Annotated in this window: 16 protein-coding genes; 6 read left to right on the top strand and 10 right to left on the bottom strand. The window is 67.4% G+C overall.

What is annotated here, in order from left to right; all coding sequences use genetic code 11:
• Positions 1-169: 169 nt before the first annotated feature.
• The 6 genes from ACZ4TV_RS00500 to ACZ4TV_RS00475 all read left to right on the top strand — a co-directional run bounded on the left by ACZ4TV_RS00500 (position 170) and on the right by ACZ4TV_RS00475 (position 8,698).
• Positions 170-1,384, top strand: a complete 1,215-nt coding sequence (locus tag ACZ4TV_RS00500; protein WP_468129136.1) for an ROK family transcriptional regulator — start codon at positions 170-172, stop codon at positions 1,382-1,384.
• A 117-nt stretch (positions 1,385-1,501) separates the two neighbouring features.
• Positions 1,502-2,599, top strand: coding sequence for a sugar ABC transporter substrate-binding protein (locus ACZ4TV_RS00495; RefSeq protein ID WP_468129134.1), 1,098 nt, complete (start codon positions 1,502-1,504; stop codon positions 2,597-2,599).
• A 158-nt stretch (positions 2,600-2,757) separates the two neighbouring features.
• Positions 2,758-3,546 carry an ATP-binding cassette domain-containing protein gene (locus tag ACZ4TV_RS00490; RefSeq protein ID WP_468129132.1) on the top strand — a complete coding sequence of 263 codons (789 nt, stop codon included), beginning with the start codon at positions 2,758-2,760 and terminating at the stop codon, positions 3,544-3,546.
• Between the two features lie 26 nt (positions 3,547-3,572).
• Positions 3,573-4,862, top strand: a complete 1,290-nt coding sequence (locus ACZ4TV_RS00485; RefSeq protein WP_468129883.1) for a sugar ABC transporter permease — start codon at positions 3,573-3,575, stop codon at positions 4,860-4,862.
• A gap of 263 nt (positions 4,863-5,125) precedes the next feature.
• Entirely contained in the window at positions 5,126-7,042 is a 1,917-nt protein-coding gene (dxs, locus tag ACZ4TV_RS00480; RefSeq protein ID WP_468129130.1) for a 1-deoxy-D-xylulose-5-phosphate synthase, read from the top strand.
• Between the two features lie 117 nt (positions 7,043-7,159).
• Positions 7,160-8,698: an amino acid permease gene (locus tag ACZ4TV_RS00475; protein WP_468129881.1), complete on the top strand. Its 1,539-nt coding sequence runs from the start codon at positions 7,160-7,162 to the stop codon at positions 8,696-8,698.
• Between the two features lie 28 nt (positions 8,699-8,726).
• Here ACZ4TV_RS00475 and ACZ4TV_RS00470 read toward each other — a convergent pair whose 3' ends face one another.
• The 10 genes from ACZ4TV_RS00470 to ACZ4TV_RS00425 form a co-directional block, all read right to left on the bottom strand.
• On the bottom strand, positions 8,727-8,885 hold the full coding sequence (locus ACZ4TV_RS00470; RefSeq protein WP_468129128.1) for a hypothetical protein: 159 nt from the start codon (positions 8,883-8,885) through the stop codon (positions 8,727-8,729).
• Positions 8,886-8,934: 49 nt separating this feature from the next.
• Positions 8,935-10,464, bottom strand: a complete 1,530-nt coding sequence (locus ACZ4TV_RS00465; protein WP_468129126.1) for a phosphodiester glycosidase family protein — start codon at positions 10,462-10,464, stop codon at positions 8,935-8,937.
• 274 nt (positions 10,465-10,738) lie between these two features.
• Positions 10,739-13,480 (bottom strand): bifunctional glycosyltransferase/CDP-glycerol:glycerophosphate glycerophosphotransferase, encoded by a 2,742-nt coding sequence (locus ACZ4TV_RS00460; protein ID WP_468129124.1) that lies wholly within the window; start codon positions 13,478-13,480, stop codon positions 10,739-10,741.
• 49 nt (positions 13,481-13,529) lie between these two features.
• Complete coding sequence (locus tag ACZ4TV_RS00455; protein ID WP_468129122.1) at positions 13,530-15,005, bottom strand: glycosyltransferase family 2 protein; 1,476 nt, start codon at positions 15,003-15,005, stop codon at positions 13,530-13,532.
• A 29-nt stretch (positions 15,006-15,034) separates the two neighbouring features.
• A complete protein-coding gene (locus tag ACZ4TV_RS00450; RefSeq protein WP_468129120.1) occupies positions 15,035-17,773 on the bottom strand; it encodes a bifunctional glycosyltransferase/CDP-glycerol:glycerophosphate glycerophosphotransferase in 2,739 nt (912 codons plus the stop codon).
• An 11-nt stretch (positions 17,774-17,784) separates the two neighbouring features.
• Positions 17,785-19,503, bottom strand: coding sequence for a stealth family protein (locus ACZ4TV_RS00445; protein ID WP_468129118.1), 1,719 nt, complete (start codon positions 19,501-19,503; stop codon positions 17,785-17,787).
• Between the two features lie 422 nt (positions 19,504-19,925).
• Positions 19,926-20,966 carry a PLL family lectin gene (locus ACZ4TV_RS00440; RefSeq protein ID WP_468129116.1) on the bottom strand — a complete coding sequence of 347 codons (1,041 nt, stop codon included), beginning with the start codon at positions 20,964-20,966 and terminating at the stop codon, positions 19,926-19,928.
• A gap of 250 nt (positions 20,967-21,216) precedes the next feature.
• Positions 21,217-22,287 carry an LCP family protein gene (locus tag ACZ4TV_RS00435; RefSeq protein ID WP_468129114.1) on the bottom strand — a complete coding sequence of 357 codons (1,071 nt, stop codon included), beginning with the start codon at positions 22,285-22,287 and terminating at the stop codon, positions 21,217-21,219.
• Between the two features lie 465 nt (positions 22,288-22,752).
• Positions 22,753-24,888, bottom strand: coding sequence for a 3-hydroxyacyl-CoA dehydrogenase NAD-binding domain-containing protein (locus ACZ4TV_RS00430; RefSeq protein ID WP_468129112.1), 2,136 nt, complete (start codon positions 24,886-24,888; stop codon positions 22,753-22,755).
• Positions 24,885-26,111: a thiolase family protein gene (locus tag ACZ4TV_RS00425; RefSeq protein ID WP_468129110.1), complete on the bottom strand. Its 1,227-nt coding sequence runs from the start codon at positions 26,109-26,111 to the stop codon at positions 24,885-24,887. Before ACZ4TV_RS00425 ends, ACZ4TV_RS00430 begins: the two co-directional genes overlap by 4 nt.
• Positions 26,112-26,119: the final 8 nt, after the last annotated feature.

Below are 26,119 nucleotides of genomic sequence, written 5' to 3'. Positions count from 1 at the left end.
AGTAGTGTCCGTTTCGTGCTGTGTCAGCCTCTTGACGAGTGGATGCGCAAAGGCTCGACTTAAGCTTCACAAGTTGGAGAGACGCCGGGGTCTCGTAGCGGGAAGCCGCGACGCGTCCCGGCCGGGGGGCGACGGCTGGCCGTCGCTTATGGGCAGGAGTGGATGAGTCGTGCAGACTCCCGGATCGCAGTCCTCACTGCATCGCGCGAATCTCGAACGGGTCGTACGGGCGGTGCGGCTCGCGGGATCGCTGACGCAGGCGGAGATCGCCCGCACCACCGGACTGTCGGCGGCCACGGTCTCCAACATCGTCCGGGAACTGAAGGAAGGCGGGACCGTCGAGGTCACCGACACCTCGGCCGGCGGCCGGCGGGCGCGCAGCGTCTCGCTCAGCGGTGACGCGGGCATCGTCATCGGGGTCGACTTCGGCCACGCCCACCTGCGGGTGGCGGTGGGGAACCTCGCCCACCAGGTGCTGGCCGAGGACTCCGAGCCGCTGGACGTCGACGACTCCTGGGCGGAAGGCTTCGACCGGGCGGAAGCCCTGGTCGGGCGCCTGATCGCGAGCATAGGGGTCGGGCTGGAGAAGGTCATCGGCGTCGGGCTCGGCGTTCCCGGTCCGATCGACGTGGAGTCCGGGACCCTCGGCTCGACCGCGATCCTGCCGGGCTGGGCGGGCATCAACCCCCGCCAGGAGCTCTCGCAGCGCCTCGGCGTGCCCGTGTACGTGGACAACGACGCGAACCTCGGCGCGCTAGGTGAACTCGTTTGGGGCAGCGGGCGGGGAGTGAAGGACCTGGCCTACATCAAGGTGGCCAGCGGCGTCGGCGCGGGCCTCGTGATCAACGGCCAGATCTACCGCGGGCCCGGCGGCACGGCGGGCGAGATCGGGCACATCACGCTGGACGAATCGGGCCCGGTCTGCCGCTGCGGGAACCGTGGCTGCCTGGAGACATTCGCCGCCGCCCGGTACGTCCTGCCGCTGCTCCAGGGCACGCACGGACCGGAGCTGACGATGGAGCGGGTGGTCCAGCTGGCCCGCGAGGGCGACCCGGGCTGCCGCCGGGTGATCATGGACGTGGGCCGCCACATCGGCAGTGGCGTGGCCAGTCTCTGCAACCTCCTGAACCCGAGCCGGGTGGTGCTGGGCGGCTCCCTCGCGGAGGCCGGTGAACTCGTCCTCGCTCCCATCCGTGAATCGGTCGGGAGATACGCGATCCCCAGCGCGGCCCGGCAACTGTCGGTGCTGACGGGGTCCCTCGGCGGGCGCGCCGAGGTGCTGGGCGCGCTGGCGCTCGTACTCAGCGAGATGGGCGATTCAACGCTTTTGTCGGACCATGGAAGTGGAGTGCGGGCTCCAGCCGTCTTGTCTTCAGGTAGATAACGGATGGCACCGTTGTCATCTCGTTAAGGATTCACTCCTTGACGGCAAAACGCGGCCGGGGTTGACTCACATCCACCTCGGCCGCAGCGTTGCGGCCTCGTCAGGGAGGTTCAAGTAATGAACACGCGTATGCGCAGAGCCGCCGTAGCCGTCGCCGCCGGTGCCATGGCCGTCTCGCTCGCCGCTTGTGGCAGTGCGAAGGAGGCCGGCGAGAAGACGAACGGGACCGGCGCTGCCAAGGGCGACGCGATCAAGGTCGGTCTGCTCCTGCCGGAGAACCAGACCGCGCGTTACGAGAAGTTCGACAAGCCGCTGATCGAGAAGAAGATCGCCGAACTCACCGGCGGCAAGGGCGAGGTCGTCTACGCCAACGCCAAGCAGGACGCGACCACCCAGAACTCCCAGGTCGACACGATGATCACCAACAAGGTGGACGCCCTGATCATCGACGCCGTGGACTTCAAGGCCATTGCCGGCTCGGTCAAGAAGGCCAAGGACGCCGGTATCCCGGTCGTCGCCTACGACCGCCGGGCCGAGGGCCCGATCGACGCCTACACCTCCTTCGACAACGAAGAGGTCGGCAAGGTCCAGGGCAAGGCGCTGCTGGAGGCGCTCGGCGACAAGGCCAAGGACGGCCAGATCGTCATGATGAACGGTTCGGTCACCGACCCGAACGCCAAGCTCTTCAAGGCCGGCGCGCACTCCGTCCTCGACGGCAAGGTGAACATCGGCAAGGAGTACGACACGGTCGAGTGGAAGCCGGAGAACGCCAACACCAACATGTCGGCGGCGCTTTCGGCGCTCGGCAAGGAGAACGTCATCGGCGTCTACTCCGCCAACGACGGCATGGCCGGCGGCATCATCACCGCCCTCAAGGCGGCCGGCCTGTCCACCCTGCCCCCGGTCACCGGTCAGGACGCCGAACTCGCCGGCGTGCAGCGGATCGTGGCGGGCGAGCAGTTCATGAGCGTCTACAAGCCGTACGCCCCCGAGGCCGAGGCCGCCGCGAAGATGGCCGTCGCCCTCGCCAAGGGCGAGAAGCTCGACTCCATCGCCACCTCCAAGGACAACGGCGTCCCGGCCGTGCTGATCCCGGTCGTCTCGCTGACCAAGAACAACATCAAGGACACCGTCATCAAGGACGGCGTGTACACGGTCGACGAGATCTGCACCGAGAAGTACGCGGCGGCCTGCGCCTCCCTCGGCCTGAAGTAGCGGCCCCCGTCGCCTCCCGCGAGGCGACCTCCCGTGCCTGACCGGCGCTCCGCCCACTCTTCCCCGCCACCCGGCGGGGCGCCGGGCAGAAACGTTCCCCCATTCGCCCCGCTCCTGCTCTTTTGCACGACATCCCCGCCGGTCAGGCGGCGAAGGAGATGGTTCATGTGTCCGCTGCGCCCGTGCTGGCGTTGCGAGGGGTCTCGAAGCGGTTCGGCGCCGTTCAGGCCCTGACCGACGTAGAACTCGAGATCCACTCCGGTGAGGTGGTCGCCCTGGTCGGCGACAACGGCGCCGGCAAGTCCACGCTGGTCAAGACGATCGCCGGCGTGCACCCCATCGATGACGGAGTCATCGAGTGGGAGGGGCGCCCGGTCTCCATCGGCAAGCCCCACGACGCCCAGAACCTGGGCATCGCGACGGTCTACCAGGACCTGGCGCTGTGCGACAACATCGACGTCGTCGGCAACCTCTTCCTCGGCCGAGAACTCAAGAAGTTCGGCGTCCTCGACGAGGTGGAGATGGAGCGCCGCGCCCGCGAGCTCCTGACCACCCTGTCCATCCGGATCCCCAGTGTCCGCATCCCCATCGCCTCGCTCTCCGGCGGTCAGCGCCAGACCGTGGCGATCGCCCGGTCCATGCTGGGCGAGCCCCAGCTCGTCATCCTCGACGAGCCCACCGCCGCCCTCGGCGTCGAGCAGACCGCACAGGTCCTCGACCTGGTGGAACGGCTGCGCGAGCGCGGCCACGCCGTCATCCTCATCAGCCACAACATGGCCGATGTGAAGGCTGTCGCCGACAAGGTGGCGGTCCTGCGGCTGGGCCGCAACAACGGCGTCTTCAACGTCGCCGACACCTCGCAGGAAGAGATCATCTCCGCCATCACCGGTGCCACGGACAACGCCGTGACCCGCCGGGCGGCCCGCACCGGGGAGGCTCGAAAGTGAGCACCGAGAACCGAGCCACCGAGCCCGTGGACCAGGTGGCCGACAGCGCCGCCGATGTGCACGACCTGGCCAACCCGTCCGCCGCGGCGGACGCCATTCCGGTCGTGGACCCCCGCCTGCTCGTCCGCGAGCGGGGCATCGCCGGGTACCTGAGCGAGTTCGGGCGCAAGATGAAGGCCGGTGACCTGGGTTCCATCCCGGTCGTCCTCGGTCTGATCATCATCTGGTCCATCTTCCAGGGCCTGAACGCGAACTTCCTGTCCCCGGAGAACCTCACCAACATCGCGATCACGATGGTCGCCACCGGCATGATGGCCGTCGGCATCATCTTCGTACTGCTGCTGGGCGAGATCGACCTCTCGGTCGGCTCGGTCAGCGGGGTCTCGGGCGCGGTCGTCGCCGTCCTCGCCGTCACCCACGGCGTGAACGAATGGCTGGCGATCCTGGCGGCCATCGCCGGCGGCGCCCTGATCGGCTCCCTCCACGGCTTCTTCTTCGCCAGGATCGGCGCCCCGGCCTTCGCCGTCACCCTGTCGGGCCTGCTCTTCTGGTCCGGCGCCATGCTGCAGATCCTCGGCAGCAACGGCACGATCAACCTCGACTCCGAGGGCCTGGTCGGCCAGCTGACCACGTACTTCTTCTCGGACGTGGCCGTCGCCTACGGCCTGGCCGCCGTCGCGGTGGCGGGCTACTTCCTCGCCTCCTTCCTCGACGCGCGGCGCCGCGAGGCCGCCGGGGTGCCCTCCCGGCCGCTCGGCGAGATCCTGCTGCGCACCGGCCTGCTCGCGGTGTTCACCTTCGGTCCCGCCGTGGTGTTCAACCAGTACAAGGGCCTGCCGCTCGCGGTGGTGCTGTTCCTGCTGGCCCTGGTCCTCACGGACTTCGTCCTGCGCCGCACGACCTTCGGCCGCAACGTCTTCGCACTGGGCGGCAGCGTCGAGGCCTCCCGCCGCGCCGGCATCAACGTCAACCGGATCCGGATCACGGTCTTCGCGATCGCCGGCACCTTCGCGGCCATCGGCGGGCTGTTCTGGGCCTCCAAGATCGCGGCGGCCAACCAGAGCGCCGGCGCCGGCGACCTGCTGATGAACGTGATCGCGGCGGCCGTCATCGGCGGCACCAGCCTCTTCGGTGGCCGGGGCCGGACCTGGAACGCCCTCCTCGGCGTCATGGTCATCACCTCGATCCAGTACGGTCTGGCGCTGGAGGGCATCGCGACGCCGATCCAGTACATGATCACGGGTGCGGTGCTGCTGGCCACCGTGGTGATCGACTCGATCACCCGCAGGACCCAGAAGACGGCCGGACGCGCCTGACCGCGCACCCGTCCGCGCGCCGGAGCGGCATCCGGCGGTAAGACAGGTCACAGTGCCCGGTGCCACTTCGCGTGGCGCCGGGCATCCGTGCGTACATGTACGCGTACTCCTGTGCGGGTATACGCCCCTATGCGATGTGTGGCCGCGCGGCGGCGCGTACATGTATGACAAATGTGTTGCCCGGCGGGGGGCGGCCCGATGACCGAGCCCGCGAGCGGAACATTAGACTCGACAGACCAGCAAGCAACTGCAAGGAGGCACGGGTGCTGCTGACCCGCATCAAGGGACCGCGCGATCTGGACCGGCTCAGTCAGGAGGAGCTCGAACAGCTCGCCGCCGAGATCAGGTCCTTCCTCGTCGACGCCGTCTCCAAGACCGGCGGGCACCTCGGCCCCAACCTCGGGGTGGTCGAACTGACGATCGCCCTGCACCGGGTCTTCGACTCGCCCAGGGACAAGGTCCTCTTCGACACCGGCCACCAGGCCTACGTCCACAAGCTGCTCACGGGCCGCCAGGACTTCGGCAACCTGCGCGCCAAGGGCGGCCTGTCCGGCTACCCCTCGCGCGCCGAGTCCGACCACGACGTGATCGAGAACTCCCACGCCTCCACCGTGCTGGGCTGGGCCGACGGCCTGGCCAAGGCCAACGAGGTACTGGGCCGCGAGGACCACCACGTCGCCGCCGTCATCGGCGACGGCGCGCTGACCGGCGGTATGGCCTGGGAGGCGCTGAACAACATCGCCGCCGCCAAGGACCGCCCGCTGGTCATCGTCGTCAACGACAACGAGCGCTCGTACGGCCCCACCATCGGCGGCCTCGCGAACCACCTCGCGACCCTGCGCACCACGGACGGCTACGAGCGCTTCCTGGCCCGCGGCAAGGAGATCCTGGAGCGCACCCCGGTCGTCGGGAAGCCGCTCTTCGAGACCCTGCACGGGGCCAAGAAGGGCCTGAAGGACTTCATCGCCCCGCAGGGCATGTTCGAGGACCTCGGGCTCAAGTACATCGGCCCCATCGACGGCCACGACATCGAGGCACTGGAGTCCGCCCTCACGCGCGCCAAGCGCTTCAGCGGCCCGGTCATCGTGCACTGCCTCACCCAGAAGGGCCGCGGCTACACGCACGCCGAGCAGGACGAGGCCGACCGCTTCCACGGCATCGGCCCGATCCACCCGGACACCGGCCTGCCGGTCTCCACCGACGCCGCCAGCTGGACCTCCGTCTTCGCCGACGAGATGGTCAAGCTCGGCAAGGAGCGGAGGGACATCGTCGCGATCACCGCGGCCATGCTCCAGCCGGTCGGCCTGAAGAAGTTCGCCGACGCCTTCCCGGACCGGATCTTCGACGTCGGCATCGCCGAGCAGCACGGCGCCACCTCGGCGGCGGGCCTCGCCACCGGCGGCGCCCACCCGGTCTTCGCGGTGTACGCCACCTTCCTCAACCGCGCCTTCGACCAGGTCCTGATGGACGTGGCCCTGCACAAATGCGGGGTGACCTTCGTCCTGGACCGGGCCGGCGTCACCGGTACGGACGGTGCCTCCCACAACGGCATGTGGGACATGTCGATCATGCAGGTCGTGCCGGGGCTGCGCCTCGCCGCCCCGCGTGACGCCGAGCAGCTGCGGGCCCAGCTCCGCGAGGCCGTCCAGGTCAAGGACGCCCCGACCGTCGTGCGCTACTCCAAGGGCGTCGTCGGCCCGGCCGTCCCGGCCGTCGGCAAGGTCGGCGGCATGGACGTGCTGCGCGCTCCCGGCGCCGACGTCACCCGTCCGGACGTACTGCTCGTCTCGGTCGGCGCGCTCGCCCCGATGTGCCTGGACATCGCCGACCTGCTGGACAAGCAGGGCATCACCACGACCGTGGTCGACCCCCGCTGGGTCAAGCCGGTGGACGAGGCCATCGCCCCGCTCGCCGAGCGCCACCGCGTGGTCGTCACCGTCGAGGACAACGGCCGCACCGGAGGCGTGGGCTCCGCCGTCTCGCAGGCGCTTCGGGACGCGGGCGTCGACGTACCGCTGCGCGACTTCGGCATTCCGCAGCGGTTCCTCGACCACGCCTCCCGCAAGGAGGTCATGGCCGAGATCGGGCTGACCGCTCCCGACATCGCACGGCAGGTCACCGGCCTGGTGGCCAAGCTGGACGGCCGCTACGACAGCGAGCCGGCCGCCGCCTGCGACTAGTCCGTCCGATCGACGCGCGGTTGCACGTCACGGGCCGGGAGATCACCCTGAGGGGGTGGGCCTCCCGGCCCGTTCGCGTGCGTCGACACCCTCGGAGGTGCGTCGGTGAGCAGGGATATGAACAGCCCCTTCCGCACCAAGACGGTGGAGCAGTCCATCCGCGACACGGAGGAGCCGGAACACGCCCTCCGCAAGTCGCTCTCCGCGTGGGACCTGACGGTGTTCGGTGTGGGTGTCATCATCGGCACCGGCATCTTCGTCCTCACCGGTATCGCGGCCCGGAACAACGCCGGACCCGCCACCGCCCTCTCCTTCGTGGCAGCGGGCATCGTCTGCGTCCTCGCGGCGCTCTGCTACGCCGAGTTCGCTTCCACCGTGCCGGTGGCCGGCTCGGCGTACACGTTCTCGTTCGCCTCCCTCGGTGAGGTACCCGCCTGGATCATCGGCTGGGACCTGGTGCTGGAATTCGCCCTCGGCACCGCGGTGGTCGCCGTCGGCTGGTCCGGGTACGTGCGCAACCTCATGGAGACCAACCTCGGCTGGGACATGCCCGTCGTGCTGTCCGGGCGCGACGCGGGCGGGCAGTTCGACCTGCTGGCCTTCGTTCTGATCCTGGCGCTGACCGGGATCCTGCTCATCGGGACGAAGCTCTCGGCCAGGATCACGGCGATCGTCGTCGCCATCAAGGTCACCGTCGTGCTGATGGTCATCGTCGCCGGCATGTTCTTCATCAAGGCCGACAACTACTCGCCGTTCGTGCCGCCGGCCCAGCCGCAGGCCGCGGGCGAGGGCGGGCATGCGCCGCTGATCCAGGTGCTGTTCGGCTACGAGCCCACCAACTTCGGCGTCATGGGCATCTTCACCGCGGCCTCGCTGGTCTTCTTCGCCTTCATCGGCTTCGACGTCGTGGCCACCGCAGCCGAGGAGACCAAGAACCCCCAGCGGGACATGCCGCGCGGCATCATCGGCTCGCTGCTCATCTGCACGATCCTGTACGTCGCCGTGACCGTGGTGGTCACCGGCATGCAGCACTACACGCAGATGTCTGCCAGCGCCCCGCTCGCCGAAGCCTTCAAATCGGTGGACCAGCCCTTCTTCGCCGGTGCCATCAGCCTGGGCGCCTCCGTCGGCCTGATCACCGTCTGCATGATCCTGCTGCTGGGCCAGACCCGGGTGTTCTTCGCGATGAGCCGTGACGGACTGCTGCCACGCGTCTTCTCCGTCACCCACCCGAAGTACCGCACCCCCTACCGGGCGACCATCCTGCTCGGCGTGCTGATCGCCTTCCTCGCCGGCCTCGTCAGCCTGGAGGAGCTCGCCGAACTGGTGAACATCGGTACGCTCTTCGCCTTCGTGGTCGTCGCGCTCGGCGTGATGATCCTGCGTCACACCCGCCCCGAACTGCACCGCGCCTTCCGTACCCCGTGGGTGCCGGTGATCCCCATCCTGTCGATCGCGGCCTCGGTCTGGCTGATGCTGAACCTGCCGGTCGACACCTGGGCCCGGTTCGGCATCTGGATGGCCGGCGGCTTCGTCCTCTACTCCTTCTACGGCGTCTGGAACAGCCGGCTGGGCCGGGAGAGCGGGGTCGCCCCCGGTGAGGTCGTCCCCGAGACCCCGGACACGCAGCCGAAGCCCCCGGCGCCGGGGGCCTGACACCCGGCGACGGACAACCGGAGCGGATTCAGCCGGCCTTGGCGGGAGACTTCTTCGCCGAGGCCGGTATCGGCTTGTCGTTGCGCAGGGCGTCCCACAACTGGTCGGCCTGCGGCTGGGCCGCCGGCCGGCCCGCGGCCGGGGTGCACGAGCGCCTGCGGGCCGCGAACACCCTGCTCAGCCGCATCATCCGCGTCCTCGTGGGGAGGGAACGATGCCGTTCCTCAGCACAAGGCTCAGCCTCGTGGCACCACCACCAGCGCGTTGCTGACCTTCCGTTCGGTCGACCGTGCACCCCAGTCGTCCATGGGGCGATTGGCCACGGACCCGTCGATCACCATCGTGGTGTCACCCCCGCTGCCCAGCCCGATCGCTTCGGTGGCTCCCAGCCACTTCATCACCGCCGCGGCCTCCGGCCAGGTGACGCCGATGCTGTTCTCGACAGCACGCCCGTCGACGGTCACCAGAAGCACCTCCCCGGAGGCGGTGACCCCTGCCATGGTGCGGGGATGACGCTGGACCAGCGTGGTGTTCGGTTTCCCGGTGAAGCCCGTCAGACCGTTGGCAGCGGTGTTCACGAAGATCTCCCCGTCCCTCACCAGCGCGGGGCCGCCACCCGCCACCGCCGAAAGGGCTGGGCCGGACACGAGCTTGCCCTCGGCGTCCTTGATCGACGTGTCGATCCTGAGCACGGCACCGACCGCCGCCTTGGCCTTCAGCCACTCGGCGCCGGTACCTATGCCCTGGAGCACGCGGGATCCGGCGGGGATGGCGCCGCCGGCCGGCGAGCGGACTTCGTTGACCATGCCCTCACCGTTCATGACGACGTCCACGCTGTCGGTCTTCTTGCTCGGAGCCGGAGTCGAACGACCCCACTCCGGGCGGAACATCACGATCTCGTCGGGATCCAGACAGAGTTGGTTGCGCCAAGGCCCCAGCGTCGGCTTCGAGGTCCCGTCGAGCTTGTACCGGTCTCCCCCCACGCCACCGCAGCCCGCGACGCGTCCGGGCACCCGGTTGACTCCGTCGACAGCGTGGACCTTGCCGTCAGGTGCCGTCACCTGGAGGGCGGAGGTGGTCTCGGTGACCCGAGCGCGGGCGTCCCCGCCCTGGAGCAGCAGGGCCGTACGCCCGTTGTTGGCAGCTCCCAACAGGGCGCCGTCCTTCACGTACAGCCCCTGCGGCACTCCTTCGAAACCGGAGAAGGCGGGCGAGGTGCGGATGTCGAACTCCGAGCCGTTGATCGCCGCGAGGGCCCGGCTCGACCCCGCCATACTGCGTACCGTCTCCGACGACACGATGTCCTTGCCGTGCACCGCCTTGATGCTGACGTCAGCCGTCGGGGCGACCCGGACGACGTGCACCTTCCACGGTCCGTTGCTCGGCTTCCCGTCCAGAGCGGTGGAGACGACCCGGGCGCCGAACCCCGCCTTGCGGACCTGGCCCGCGAGCCGGTCGGCCGTGGACTTGTTCTCGGGAGGGAAGGAGCCGACCCGCACGCCGTAGCCGACCAACGCGCTGGGGGTGTCGGAGGAGGCGGGGGAGACGAACGTGGCGAGGGTCGCGGTGAAGCCGTCGGCAGCCAACTCGCCGACGAACGATTTCGCGGCGCTCTCGCTGCCGAACGTCTCGACCCCGTCCCGTCGTACCCAGACGGTCCACCGGTCCGATGCGGTGCCCTGGCTGTACGTCTGATAGCTGACGCCGTCCGCCAACGTCTTCACCGGGCTCGCCTGCGTCTTCAGCCCGTCAGGTCCCAGAGGCATACGGCTGCCCCCGTACGGGGCGGACCTCGGTTCCGGCGGGGACGAGGACATCAGCAACGCGGCCACGATCGCCGAACAGGCCACGAAGACGAGACCGATCGCGAGCCCGAGCCGGCGTCGTGCACTGAAAGAGGCCTTCACGACGCGCTCCCCCTACCGTTTCGACCGGGCCGGGCCGGTGTGCGTCCGGCCCGGAGAACGACGGCCCGGATGACGGTCATACGTACGGTGATGCTCCTCGCAGGCATGGCCGTCCCCGAGCGCGGCAGTGGCGTCACCGGTCCGCTGCTGCGAGTTCCACGAGCGCGGCCGTTGCTCGGGCGCAGTTGTTCCGGTCCTCGAAGGCGAAGAACGCCTGTGCGCGCCGGCCGTACTCCGGTTCGCGCACGCAGCGGTTGCCGAGGTAGCGGATCACTTCGTTGACGACCTGGTCCACATCACTGCACACCGGCCCGAAGCCGTCGCGCTCTGCCTCGAAGTACCCCTTCCGCGCGTGCTTCTCCCAGTACTCGTCCGGATCGAAGCGTGCGTAGATGAGCGGCGTGCCGAGGTAGGCCACGTCGAAGTGGACGGAGGACCAGTCCGTGATGAACAGGTCGCACTGGCGCAGGGCGGTCTGGACGCTGATCTTCGTCTGATCCAGGCGCTGCACGCGGGGGTGGTCCGGCACGACCCCGTCGATCATGTTCCGCATCTCGTAGTGCGGCAGGAAGTCGAGGACGTAGTCGTAGTACTCCAGCGCCTTCATGAGCCGCGGGTCGCGCAGCAGCCGCACCATGAACTCCCGGTAGGTCGACACCCGGAAGATCTCGTTCACGGCGTCCTGGTCGGCCCCCTCCTGCTGGAGGTAGGAGGGGATCGTCAGGTACTTGCGCCAAGTGGGCATCAGCAGGACCCGGCGGCCGCCGCGGTCGGGCTGCAACGCGTCGAAACGAGGGAGGCCGAGCAGCTTGACCTTGTCCCCGTAGTGCATGTGGTCGGCGAAGTAGCCGGCCTCCCGGTCGCCCGACGTGAGCAACAGGTCCACGCCGGTCCGGTTGCGGTGCAGGGCCTGGCTGAGGTCCTCGTCGGCTACCCCGTGCTGGAGGAAGGCCCTGCGGGCCCCCACCCGCCAGTTGAGGTGCTTGAGGTACTTCGTACGGTCCCATCCGTCGGGGAGCATGTACGAATCGATGTCATAGGCGTTGATCAGCAGTGTCGCGTGGAGCATGAGCAGCTTGTGCTTCCACGAGCTGTGCGCCACCACGTTGCCCAGGCCCTTGAGCTTCGCGTGGTCCGCGCTGTCCTTGTCGATGATGTAGTAGACCTTGCGGCGGCGCTCGTGCGTGCGCAGGTAGGTGAAGAGGTGGAAGCCGTTGTCCTGCGCGGTGTCCTTGCGCTCGCCGATGAGCCAGATCTCCTTGCGCCGGAAGTACGAGGCGGTGGCGCGCTTGATGGAACGCGCGCGCCAGAAGGGGGCCTTGCGCTTCTTCTGGTCGCGGTCCAGGCCTTCGAGGTAGTCCTCCCAGGCCTTGTCGCCCCCGGCGCCCTGCGCCTCCCGGACGACCAGGACGGCGTTGTCCTTGCCCTTCGACAGCGGCAGGACCCAGCGGCCGGCGACCTTCATCCCGCGGGCCCCGCGCAGCATCGCGACGGTGATCATGCAGGGGCGTGAGACGTCACGTCCGGAGGTGCAGAACACCAGTTTCAGGGGGAACTCGCCGGTCTTCACGGCCCCCACGGGAATGACCGCCTCGAATCCGCCCCACTCCAGGTCCTCGCGGGTGGCCTTCAGGTCGCTGCGCCGGACCTGACGGGCCTCCACCAGCTGGCCGCTCTTCTCCACCCACAGTTTGATGGGATTGCGCATGGGGCTGTTCATCGGAAGGCCGTTGAGGACGAACCGGCCGGCGACGAGGACCCCGTTGGCGGCGTGGTCGGCCTGGATGCGCTCCACGTGCACGCTGGAGGAGGAGACCTTGGCCAGCGGGATCAGCGCACTCGGCACGGAGAGGTCGAGATAGAGGTCCCCACCGCGTCCGTAGACCCCGCTGATCACCTGCTCCGGGCGGGCGAAGAGCTCGAACCAGCCCATGTACATCGCCAGGAACGGCACCCGGTGGCGGGTGTCGATGGTGGAGGCGACGACCGAGTCGGGGGTCAGCTGGGTGTAGACCGCGCGGGCCCGCTCGAAGAGCTGGAACAGCTCCGCCTCATCCATGACCTGGGGCGCGCGGAGCGCGAAGCCCTGGTAGCTGCGCACCAGGAACCGGTTGAGCACCTCCTGGCGGTGCCCCGACAGGCGGGGGCGCAGCGTCATCAGGTACTCCTCCAGGAGGAGGTGGTCCCAGTAGTTCGCCTTGCGGTCCCACAGCTTGTCCATCGTGGAGTCCGCCGTGGCCCGCTTGCGGTACTTGTACACCGTTTTGGGGACCGTCGCGATGCGGTCCGCGAGCAGCATGGCCGGGACCACGAAGAACGCGTCCTCGAAGTGCACGCCCTCACGGAACCGGATGTTGTTGGCCCGGAGGAACTCGACGTCGAACATCTTGTGGCACGCGCTCCCGGCGTGGATCATCTCCGGGATGTTCTCGATCCCGGGATGGACCTGGGCGTTCTTCTCCAAGTAGCGGAGCCAGGGCCAGTTGGTCGGCTTCGGGAAGGTCTCCATCCGGCCGATGGCGAGCGGCACGCCCTCCTTGACCATGGTCTGCCACATGGTTTCGAGCGCGTCGTGGGGCAGCACGTCGTCGGAGTCGCAGAAGGTGATGTACCGGGCGCTGGCCAGGTCCATTCCGGCATTGCGGGCGCCACCCGCCTTCCCCTCGGAGTGGATGAAGGCCCATACGTTCTGGTGCTCCGCGGCGAACGCGGCCGCGATCGCGAAGGAACCGTCCTCGCTGCCGTTGTCGACCAGGATGACCTGGGTGCGGCCGAAGATCGTCTGGTGCGCCAGCGAGTCCAAGCAGTCCTGGAGGTACCTCTCCACGTTGTAGATGGGTACGACGATGGCAACGTCGTAGACGGGATCAAACACGTAAGACTCCTGTTTCTTGCGACATACCCCATTTCTGGAGTGGTCCTGATCAGAGCTGGTTGGACTCGATGACGAGTCGGGCGGTGCCGCCTTCGGCCCTGATGCTCGCGAGACCGTTGAACCCGCCGACGCGCGTCTGCTGGGACAGGGCCGGGGAGACGGCACAGGGCCGTGACACGTCCCGCCCCGGGGTGCACAGCACGAGCCGGATGGGGAAGGATCCCGCCGGGAACTCGCGGAGGTCGGGGGTGACGCTGAAGGTCGCCCCGGACTGGCCCGCCGCGTTGTGGACCAGTCCGTGGTTCACCGCCGGCACGGTCTTCCCGCTCCGCTCGAACCAGACCTTCAGCTCGACCTTCTCCAGCAGCTCGTCGGGCATCCCATTGATCGAGAACCGCCCGTGGACGACAGTGCTCCCGCCCCCGCCGTCCGCGATTCCCTCGACGCGGGCGGAAACCGACGTGACCTTGGTGAGGGGGAGTGCCCAGGAGCTTCCCGGGTAGTCGATGTAGAGGTCCACCTCGCGCCCGTAGAGCGGTCCGAGGACGGACGCCGGGCGGTAGAAGAGGTCGAAGTCCCCGAAGTGCAGGGCGAGGTAGGGGAGACGGTGCCTGGTGTCAAGCGTGCTGAGGGCGAACTGCTCGGAGGTGATGCCCCAGTAGACCGCGCGACAGCGCTCGAAGAGATGCCGGCAGTCGGCCTCGCTCAGGACCGAAGGGGCCCGCAGCAGGAAACCCTGCATGCTGCGGATCAGGAACCGCTCCAGTGTCTCCTGCTGGTAGGGCGAGAGCCCCGCGCGCATCGCCGCAAGGTACTCCAGCATCACCAGATGGTCCACGTAGTTCTGCGGAAGGTCCCAGATGGTGTCCATGACGGACGTGCCGTCACCGCGGCTGCGGTACTCGTAGACAGGCGCGTCGACCAGCGCGATGGACTCCGACGCGAGCAGCGCGGGGATGGAGACGTAGGCGTCCTCGAAGGCGGTACCGGAACCGAACCGGATTCCCCGGGAATGCAGCAGATCGAGATCGAATATCTTGTTCCAGCAGGATGCCGAGTGGATCAGGTCGGGGACGTCGACGATGCTGCCCGTCGTCTTGACGGACTTGCCGAAGTACCTGTGCCAGGGCGAGTTGACCGGCTTCGGTATGCGCTTCTCGCGGCCCACGACCACCGTGGCCCGGGTCTTGATGATCGTGTTCCGCAGTACTTCCAGGGCCCGCGCGGGCACGATGTCGTCGGCGTCCCAGAAGACGATGTACGGGCTCGTGGCCATGTCCATGCCCATATTGCGGGCGTCGCCGGCCCTGCCCTGGGGCTGCGACACCAGCTCGACATTGGAGTGCCGGCTCGCGAAATCATGGGCGATGCTCACCGAACTATCGGTGCTCCCGTTGTCGACGAGAATGACCCGCGCGCGTGACAGTGCCGTCTGCGCGGCCACCGAGTCCAGAAACTCCGGAAAGAATTTCTGGACATCGCGAAATGGCACGACGATGGTGACGTCATGGTTACCTTGGGACATATTTCCTCCTGACGGGCGGCATAGGTAATTCAGGTCCGGACGAGTCGTTCGATCGCGTCGGATGCCCTCACGTTGTTCTCCCGGTCCTGGTGCTCGAAAAATGCCTCCACTCTTCGCAGGTACTGGGGTTCCCTTTCGCAGCCTGCCTGCATATAGCGAATCACTTCTCTCACCACTTCCCCGACGGATTCACCAACCGGCCCGAATCCATCACGCCGCGCATCGAAATATCCCTTTTGGTAATGCCCGCCCCAATATTCCTCGGCATCGAACTGCGCGTAGACCAGTGGGGTTCCGAGGTAAGCGACGTCGAAGGCAGTGGAAGACCAGTCCGTAATGAAGAGATCGCATCTCCGCATTGCATCCTGCACTGTGACCTCGTTCTGGTCCATGACCCTCACCCGATGTTGCTCCCGTGGTGTCATCTCGCCGACCATCGCGCGCATTTCGTAATGAGGGAGAAAGTCCAGCGTGTAGTCGAATTGCTCCAATGCGGCCAGCAGGTCGGGGTCGTTCAGAAAACGGACCATGAAATCTCGGTAGGTGGAGGAGAGGAACCGTTCGCGCATGGCCTGCTTCTCCTCACGCCCGCCACTTCCACGACTGTATGAGGGGACTGTCAGGTAGGCGCGCCACGTCGGCATGAACAGGATCCGGCGCCCACCGCGCTCGGGAACCAGTGCGTCGAATCGAGGGAAACCGGAGACCGCCACCTGGCCGTCGTAGCCGAGTTCCTCCGACAGGAACCGGCCCTCGTGCCGGCTCACCGCGAGAATGAGGTCGACGCCCGTGCGGTTGCGATGCAGACCCTTGCTGACGTCCTTGTCCGTCACACCGTGCTGAAGAAACACCCGGCGGGCACCCACGCGCCAGTTCAGGTGCTTGAGATAGCGGGTCCGGTCCCAGCCGTCGGGCAGCATGTAGGTATCGACGTCATAGGCATTGATCAGTACCGATGCGTGCAACATCAAGAGCTTGTGCTTCCAGGAACTGTGGGCGACGACATGCCCGAGACCTGCCAGGTGCGCGCGGTCGGGGCTGCCGGCTCGGATGATGTAGTACGCCCCGCGCCGCTTCCCGGCGGTCCGCGCGTGCCTGAAGAGGTGCCAGCCGTTGTCCTGCGCGGTGTCTCCCCGCTCACCGAACAGCCAGATGTCCTTGCCGAAGAACAGTGGCCTCGTGAGCAACCGCGCAAGGCGTTCTTTCCAGAAGGGCCGTCTGCGCAGCACGTGCTTGGCGTCCTTGACGAGAAGACCGTTCCGGAAGCTTCGCTTGCCGAATCCCCGAGAGGTTCCGGAGACCATCAGGACAGCCCGGTTCTTTCCCCTCCAGTGCGGCACCACCCGCATGGCGCGGTGTTCGACGACTCGTGCGCCGCGCAGAAAACCCGCAGCGACCAAGCACGGGGTCACCACCTGGCCGTCCCCGGTGTCAAGGACGAAGTCGAGGTCGTGCATCCCGTGTCGCAAGGCGTCGAGGGGCAGGTCCGCGGTGAAACCACCCCACTCCGTGTCGGGCCGGATGTTCCTCATGTCCCGCCGACGGACCTGCGTGGCGGCCACACTCAGGCGACTCCCCCGAACGCGGAGGCCAAGGCGCCCTGGCAGGGGCCGGACCAGGGGCATGCCACAGACCTCGAACCTTCCGGAAATCCGCAGCATGCCTGTTTCGGGCACCTGGCGGACGTGCTCGAGATGGGCGGTGAAGGGCGTGGCTTCCGCCACAGGGGACAGCTGTTCCGGAACTTCGTCGGCGAAGTATGGACGACCGTCGCGCGCCGAGAGCTTGTGCAGCGTGGCCGCCCTATCGGCGAAGAGGCCGAAATCTCCCGTCATGAACGCAAAATAGGCCACTCGGTGCCGGCCATCGGCGGTGGCTCTGGCGACCACATCAGGAGAGACGTTCCGATAGATCGCCCGGCATCGGGCATAGATCTCTTCGAGTTCCGCTCCTTGGAAGAGATCGGGTGCCCTGAGCGCGAATCCCTGATAACTCCGCACAAGGAAGAGGTCGAGCACGGCTCGTGAGGATTCCGGCAGCGTCTCTCCCAGCCGGTGCAGATATTCAACCAGATAGAGATGGTCCCAATAGTTCTGCCGACGCGTCCAGATCGCGTCCATGGTCGAGTTTCCCGCAGCGCGCTTGCGGTAGTTGTAGATGCATTCGTCGACCAGCGCGAGGCGGGTGGCGAGAACGAGCGCGGAGACGCCGACATAGGCGTCCTCGAAGTGGACGCCTTCTGCGAAACGGATGCCGTGGGAGCGCAGGTAGGAGAGCTCGAACAGTTTGTTGCAGGCGCTCGCGCTATGTATGAGTTCAGGCATCTCGGCAATACTGTCGAATGTCCGGTCACCGTTCCCGAAATGGCCCTTCCAAGCCCAGTTGGTCTGCTTCGGGAATGTCTCCATCGCGCCGACCACGACCTGGGCCCCGGTCGCCAACGAAGCGTCCAGCATGCGTTCGAGGGCCGTGGGCGGGAGAAGGTCGTCGGAATCGCAGAATGTGATGCGTGCACCGGTGGCCCGGTCCATCCCAAGGTTCCGCGCTGCTCCGGCGCCACCTCCGTGGCGCACGAGTACTGTCACGTTGGCATGCCGATGGGCGAACTCGGCACAAAGCCGGTACGAGCCATCCGTGCTGCCGTTGTCGATGAGCAGGATCTCGCAGCGCTCGAAAACGGTCTGCGCCTCGATGGAGTCCAAGCATTCCTGGAGGTACTGTTCTACGTTGTAGACCGGCACCACCAGCGTGACGTCATAGGCATTCATGTCAGCAGAACTCACTCGCGATCAGCGGCATTAAGTGTATTTTCCGGCTCTGCGCACAGTTCGGGAGCCTTGTCGTACTCGGTGGCTTCATAGGGGCTGGGCACCGGAAAATATGAGTCAAGAAAACGCTTCAGCATTTCCCCTTGCGCCTGCGGGTCGGCTGATGCCACTGTGTCATTCAGGCAGAAGGTGTCCATGTTCCGATTGGCGAGGAGCGTATTCAGCCGCCTTTCGGCCAGATCGGCCGAGAGGTCGATGTACCGATACTGAATCTCGCCCAGCGTTGCCCGCGCGGAATGGTATGCAAAATAATGATGCAAGGACGAGGCAATCGGAACGTCTCGAGGGGATCGGAAACGCGAATGCTGGGTGGCGGTGTGCTCCTCCGGGAACTCCTCTTCGATTTCCTGGAGGATGCTTCTCCGTAGCGCATGCGGCGTGTGCTTCATCTTCTGAGAGATGGCAAGACCAAACTTCTGCGCGATGAGCCAGCGGCTGTTCTTTCCCGCGGCATCAACAGGGAGATCGGAAGGAGAAACTGCACCGCCAGGTATCAGCGCGGGCGAGGTGAAGAATTTGGTGATACCGTTCGGGTGGAAGAAATGCCCAGGGGTCACCGGCCGGCCGAAGAATACGTCGTCGTTCAGATAGAGGAAGCATTCCGAGAGTCCTGGAATATGGTGCAGTTGACTCTCGATTGCATGCGAGTTGAACGTGGGCAGGGCGGTGAAGTCAGAAAAAATCTCCCGGTGGTCCACCACATGGAGGTTCGGGTGCCGCGTAGCCAGCCAGGATGGAATTTGACCAGCCGTCACAAGATAGATGTTGCGCACCCAGGGCGCGTTCTGATGGATCGACCGCAGCGAGTAGCGCAGCTCGTCACGGCTGGTGTACCGCGAGTCGTTCGCCGCCTGCGCGTGGAGCCCTCCTCTGTCGACCATCTGGCGCGCACGGTCCCGGGACGTCCGCCAGGCAGGGTCCGAATCGTCGACCCAGGTGTAGACGACGTCGATCGGGAACGCGTGATCTTCAGGGAGCCGTACCGCGAATTCGGCCAGGGTCCGGGCCTCTCCCGTGTGGTAGGCCGGGGGTATGGGGCTGAAGAGACTCTGCGGGGCCGACTTGCGGGGGGTACCTGCCGGCACGGCTCCGATGACCCGATTGGGGCGGGGAGCCCTCAGCTCCCCGTCCTGCTCGGACCATATTTCCAGGTCGCATCCGGTGGCCGCACCGAAGACAAGCTGCTGAGTCGGGTCGCACACGTACCACGCGACCCGCAGCACCTTGTGCTTGCGCAGCTGACGCCATGACCGTTCGTCGTTTCCAGGCTCCATTCGGGCCTCGTTGCCACCCGTTGGCCCCACGTAGCCCGGGGCTTGCGCGAATGCCAACTGGAGCAGTTCCTCCACCACCGAGCGGAACTCGGCGGGTACCGCAACGGCGGGTAGTCCGCTGGCCGTGCCCCGCACGCAGAAGTAGTCGATGCCGGCCGCCTCCAGCACAGAGACGACGATGTCCAGATTGCGTGCACGAGCAGCCCAGTCCGTCACGCCCTCGACCATCAGCGCACGCATGTGGCGGCGTCCGACACGGACGACTCGCTGGCTGTAAGCCGCACTGTGACGGGGTGCCTTGCGCTTGCCGCCCATCGCCCAGACCACCGTTGCCGATCGCACGGTGTCGGCCGCATTGAGCGACGATTTCACTGCCCGGCGGACCTGTGTCGGCATCCCCCGAACCAGACGCTCTCTTGCGCCGGCCGGGACCGCAGACCGGTACACCGAAATCAGCGCACCGGCTTCGGGATTGCCCGAGCCACCCAAGAGGGATCTCCCCGTCCATACCTGGCGGCTCTACCGTTCAGGGAAAACGTGCGTCATACGACGCAGGCCCCTCTAACGGAAGAAGCTCGCTTCATCACATGCGCGGGCTCACCACCCTTGCGACACACCCGTACGTCGGGTATCCATGAGAGTTTCACACAAACGTTCACTTAAAGGCCAGGTCAAGGCCATGTGTGAGTGCAAGTTGACATGTGGCGATCATCACTGATCGCCAGTACAACCTGTTCAAGGGTTGCTTTCGGTGGAATGCGCGGCCCCATGTACGGCCTGTCAACGGCCGGGGATCACCAGCCTGCGGGTGTGCGGGCTCAGCGGTCCGGCAGCCGGTCCCAGTCGGACAGGGCCAGACCTGGTTCCGAGCCCTGTCGACTCACCACAACACTGCGGTCTTCCCGTACCGCCGCCACGACGACCCGTCCGTGCCCGTCCAACGCCAGCGCGGGAGTACCGGCACAGGGCACTCCAGTATCGGTCCACCACAGGCCGGAGGCCTCTGTGCCGGTGCCGCAGACACCGAGCAGCGCTGTTCCCGTGCGCCCCCGGTGAGCCAGGATCGTGCAGTCGTAGCCGTCGACGGCCGCACGGAGCGTGGCGTGGGATCCTTCCCCTGGGGCTCCACCCACAGGGAAAGCCCATTCGCCGGGCCGCTGCGCATAGACGCCCGTCCCGCTCTGGTCGGTCCAGTACGCGGTGAGGACGCCGGTGGCGGTTTCCAGGAACGCTGCCGAACCGGGTGCCGGGACAGGCATGAAGTCCTCAGCTCGGCGTAGGTCAGCCCCCTGCCCGGTCTGCACCCAGTGCATCAGCGACCTCCGCCCCGGTGCGAGGAGTTCGACGAGACCTGCGGAATTCGCCGCGGCTGCCAGCCCTCCGACGGTCTCACCGCCGCGTAGGTCCTTCCATGCCTCCCATGACCCGCGCTTGGAATCCCGGCGCATCATGACCCCGCCGGGACCACCAGTGACGAAGACATGAACCGTGCCCTGTCCGTCGACGGCGGCGGTCGGCGCACCGAGCGCCACGGCGTCCTTCGCGTCGCGGTACGGGTTGCCCAGGGAACGCCATTCCCCGAGGGGCCTACCGGACTGGTACTGAACGGCATGGATCAGGTCGACCTTCGGCAGGCCCTCGCTCCGACCCTGCTCCCTGCGCCCGAGGAGGTGCACATAGCGATTCGCTCCCTGCGCGACAGCGATGTCGGTCAGCCCTTCAGCGGGAAAGAAGTCCGGCCGGGACCACCGCGCACTGCCGACTGCCGTCTCCGTCCAGCGGTTCACGCCACCCTCGACGAGCGCGTACACCGCGAGCCGGTCATCGTTCCCGCGCAGCAACCACGCCCCGGTGGCCACAGCCGTCAGGGATCTCCGACCGGGCTGCACGTGAGTGTCGACACCGGATCGGGGCCGCCGATCCGCCGTCTGCGCACCTCTGCCGCGCATGTGTGCCGTGCCCTCCTCAGTCAAGCCCGGTGTCCGCAGGTGCCTCCGGGATTCTCCACATCATAAGCCTGTGGGAACGGCCATTCCCCTGGCCTGTCGACGCCGCCCACGACGCGGCCGCCTGAACAGGTCACGACCCGATACGCGCCCCAGCCGACTGTCAGCCCTTGGCGGGGGAGTCCTTCGCGGAGGCAGGAATCTTCTGGTCGTTGCGGAGGGCTTCCCACAGCTGGGTCACCTGCGGCTCGGCGGGGATCACACGGTTTGGGTCGATCTTGTCGTAGGCGACCGGCAGCATGATCGTCTCCATCGTGTCCGGGTCCACGCCCTTCATGCTCTTCGCGAAGTCGGCCAGCGCGGTCAGCGAGGCGAGTTCGCGGTCGGTGGTCAGCGACTTGGTCCCGGCGTCGGCGAGCTTGTAGAGGCGGGCCGGGTTGCCGAGGGCGTCTTGGTTCTTGATCTCCTTCAGCATCGCCATCATGAAGGTCTGCTGGAGGCTGATGCGGCCGAGGTCGCTGCCGTCCCCGTAGCCGTAGCGGGTACGGACGAACTTGAGCGAGTCGGTGCCGTTCAGCCTGTGTTCGCCCACGTCGAGCTTGAGGCCGCCCTTGGCTCCGGTCATCGGCTTGTCCAGCTTGACGGTCACCCCGCCGAGGGCGTCCACCAGTTCCTTGAAACCGGCGAAGTCGATCACGACGAAGTGGTCCACGCGGACACCGGACATCTCCTCCACCGTCTTGACCACGCAGGCGGCCCCGGCTGCCGGGAAAATGCTGTTGAACATTGCGCGCTTCTGGGACGGCACGGTCTTGCCGTCCTCGTTCTTGCACTCGGGCCGGGTGACCAGGGTGTCGCGAGGGATGCTGACCGCGGTCGCCTTGGCGCGGCCCTCCGGTATGTGCACCAGCATCGTGGTGTCGGAGCGGGCGCCGCTCACATTGCCGTGATCGAGGTCACCATTGGCCCCGGCGCGCGAATCGGAGCCCAGCACGAGGATGTTCTGCGCACCGGCGACGACCTTCTCCGGCCGGTTGTCGACGCCGATTGCCTGGTCCAGGTCGATGCTGTCGATGTTGCTGTTGAGGTGGCTGTACGCCCACCAGCCGGTGCCGCCGGCTATGAGCAGGAGGACGAGCAGCGCCAGTGATATGGAGACCAATGTCCGCTTCTTGCGGCTTCTCCTGCTGGGAACCCTGCGGGAACGCGGCGGTGCGTCGGTTGCCTGAGTCATGCGGTAGGTGTCCTCTGGTCCCGGAGATCGACGGTCGTGCGATGGTGACCGCCATCACGGGGAAGGCGCCGCGGGCGGCCTTGTGCGTGGCGCACCCGCAGTCGGGTCCGGAGTCGCCCGAGCGGCGCGTCACCGCGGCAAGACTATAGGGAGACGTGCAAGTCCGAACGGGTGTACCTCTATCGTGCTCGCGGACGGCGTGCTGAGGCGCGCGGCAGGCAAAGAGGAGCGGAAACAAGGGGCACTCGGTCGGTGGTCAGAGTGGTGACGGCCCGCGGCGGGCGACCGCAGTCCCCACGACTGCTCGCGGCACCGGCCGAGAGCAGTCGGCTCCTCATTGCCGCCGCCGCCGGGCCGGGTGCGGTCGCCGAGCAAGGCGAACATTGCTTCGTGGAAGGACGGATGCCCGTCCGTGCAGGTTCCACGAACGGGCATCCGGGTGCGCTGGTGTGAGGCGCCGACGGGCTAGACGGGGACGCTCGCCACGCCGGGGGCGAGGAACTTCTTGCCGTTCACGCGCTCCGAGACGCCCTCGCGGTCCAGGTACGGCGTCACGCCGCCCAGGTGGAAGGGCCAGCCGGCGCCGGTGATGAGGCAGAGGTCGATGTCCTGGGCCTCGGCCACGACACCCTCCTCCAGCATCAGGCCGATCTCCTGCGCCACCGCGTCCAGGACGCGGTCGCGGACCTGCTCCTCGGTCAGGACGACGTCGCCCTGCACCAGGAGGGCGGCGACCTCGGGGTCCAGCTCCGGCTTGCCGGAATCGTAGACGTAGAAGCCGCGCTTGCCCGCCTCGACGACGCGCTTGAGGTTGGGGGAGACGGTGAAGCGCTCCGGGAAGGCGCGGTTCAGGGTCTCGGAGACGTGCAGACCGATCGCCGGGCCGACGAGCTCCAGCAGGACCAGCGGGGACATCGGCAGGCCGAGCGGCTCGATGGCCTTCTCGGCGGTGACCACCGGGGTGCCCTCGTCGATGACGTTCTGGATCTCGCCCATGAAGCGGGTCAGGATGCGGTTCACGACGAACGCCGGGGCGTCCTTGGTGAGAACAGCGGTCTTCTTCAGCTTCTTGGCGACACCGAAGGCCGTGGCCAGCGAGGCGTCGTCGGTCTGCTCACCGCGGACGATCTCCAGCAGCGGGAGGATCGCGACCGGGTTGAAGAAGTGGAAGCCGACCACGCGCTCCGGGTGCTGGAGCTTGGAGGCCATCTCGGAGACCGACAGCGAGGAGGTGTTGGTGGCGAGGATCGCGTGCGCCGGGGCGACCGCCTCGACCTCGGCGAACACCTTCTGCTTGACGGACATCTCCTCGAACACGGCCTCGATGATGAAGTCCGCGTCCGCGAAGCCCTCGGCCTTGTCCAGGACGCCGGTGACCAGGGCGGTCAGGCGGTTGGCCTTGTCCTGGTTGATCCGGCCCTTGCCGAGCAGCTTCTGGATCTCCGCGTGGACGTAGCCCACACCCTTGTCCACGCGCTCCTGGTCGATGTCGGTGAGGACCACCGGCACCTCCAGGCGGCGCAGGAAGAGCAGCGCCAGCTGCGAGGCCATCAGGCCCGCGCCGACGACACCGACCTTGGTGACCGGACGGGCCAGGGACTTGTCCGGGGCACCGGCCGGGCGCTTGGCGCGCTTCTGGACCAGGTTGAAGGCGTAGATGCCGGAGCGCAGTTCGCCGCCCATGATGAGGTCGGCCAGGGCCGTGTCCTCGGCGTCGAAGCCCTTCTGCAGGTCGCCGTCCTTGGCCGCGGCGATGATGTCCAGCGCGCGGTAGGCGGCCGGAGCGGCGCCGTGCACCTTGGAGTCCGCGATGAAGCGGCCCTTGGCGACGGCCGCGTCCCAGGCCTCGCCGCGGTCGATCTCGTCGCGTACGACCTCGGTGGTGCCGTTCAGGACGTTCGCGGTCCACAGGAGGGACTGCTCCAGGAAGTCCGCGCCCTCGAACAGCGCGTCCGCGATGCCCAGGTCGAAGACCTGCTTGCCGCGCAGCTGCTTGTTCTGGTTGAGCGAGTTCTCGATGATCACCGAGACCGCGCGCTCCGCGCCGATCAGGTTCGGGAGGATGGCGCAGCCGCCCCAGCCCGGAACCAGACCGAGGAAGACCTCGGGCAGCGAGAAGGCCGGGATGGCCTTCGAGACGGTGCGGTAGGTGCAGTGCAGACCGACCTCGACACCGCCGCCCATCGCCGCGCCGTTGTAGTACGCGAAGGTGGGGACGGCCAGCGCCGACAGGCGCTTGAAGACGTCGTGGCCGCCCTTGCCGATGGCGAGCGCCTCGTCGTGCTTCTTCAGCAGCTCGACACCCTTGAGGTCGGCGCCGACCGCGAAGATGAACGGCTTGCCGGTGATGCCCGCGCCGACGATGGAGCCCGCGAGGGCCTCCTGCTCGACCTGGTCGATCGCCGCGTTCAGGTTGGCGAGGGACTGCGGGCCGAAGGTGGTCGGCTTGGTGTGGTCGAAGCCGTTGTCCAGCGTGATGAGCGCGAAGCGCCCGGCGCCGAACGGCAGGTCCAGGTGGCGGACGTGCGCGGACGTCACGACCTCGTCCGGGAACAGCTCGGCCGCGCCCTTCAGGAGCTCAGCGGTGGCGGTGGTGCTCACTTGGAGTCTCCCTCGGCGTTGAAGTTCGGGTTCTCCCAGATGACCGTGGCGCCCATGCCGAAGCCGACGCACATGGTGGTCAGGCCGTAGCGGACGTGCGGCTGCTCCTCGAACTGGCGGGCCAGCTGCGTCATCAGACGGACGCCGGAGGAGGCGAGCGGGTGGCCGAAGGCGATGGCGCCGCCGTACTGGTTCACGCGGGCGTCGTCGTCGGCGATGCCGTAGTGCTCCAGGAAGGCCAGCACCTGCACGGCGAAGGCCTCGTTGATCTCGAACAGGCCGATGTCCTCGATGGACAGGCCGGCCTGGGCGAGGGCCTTCTCGGTGGCCGGGATCGGGCCGTAGCCCATGACCTCGGGCTCGACACCCGCGAAGGAGTACGAGACCAGGCGCATCTTGACCGGGAGGTTGTTCTCGCGGGCGAAGTCCTCGGACGCGATGATCGCGGCGGTGGCACCGTCGTTGAGACCGGCGGCGTTGCCCGCGGTGACCCGGCCGTGCGTACGGAACGGGGTCTTCAGGCCGGCCAGGTTCTCCAGCGTGGTGCCCGGGCGCATCGGCTCGTCGGAGGTGACCAGGCCCCAGCCCGTCTCACCGGCCGCCTCGTTGGTGTTGCGCACCGAGATCGGGACCAGGTCCTGCTGGATCTTGCCGTCGGCGTACGCCTTGGCGGCCTTCTCCTGGGAGCGCACGGCGTACTCGTCGGCGCGGAGCTTGGTGATCGTCGGGTACCGGTCGTGCAGGTTCTCGGCGGTCATGCCCATGAACAGGGCGGACTCGTCGACCAGTTTCTCGGAGACGAAGCGCGGGTTCGGGTCGACGCCCTCACCCATGGGGTGGCGGCCCATGTGCTCGACACCGCCGGCGAGGGCGACGTCGTACGCACCGAAGGCCACGCCGCCCGCGACGGCGGTCACGGCGGTCAGCGCGCCGGCGCACATGCGGTCGATGGAGTACCCCGGGACGGACTGCGGGAGGCCCGCGAGGATGCCGGCCGTACGGCCCAGCGTGAGGCCCTGGTCGCCGATCTGCGTGGTCGCGGCGATGGCGACCTCGTCGATCTTCTTGGGGTCCAGGTCCGGGTTGCGGCGCAGCAGCTCCCGGATCGCCTTCACGACGAGGTCGTCGGCGCGGGTCTCGTGGTAGATGCCCTTCGGGCCCGCCTTGCCGAACGGGGTGCGGACGCCGTCGACGAAGACGACGTCCCTGACGGTACGAGGCACGTTGGCTC

Source organism: Streptomyces sp. NPDC028910 (assembly GCF_055564955.1).
Note: the sequence above shows the minus strand (reverse complement) of the source record. Positions and strands in the feature narration are given on the sequence as shown.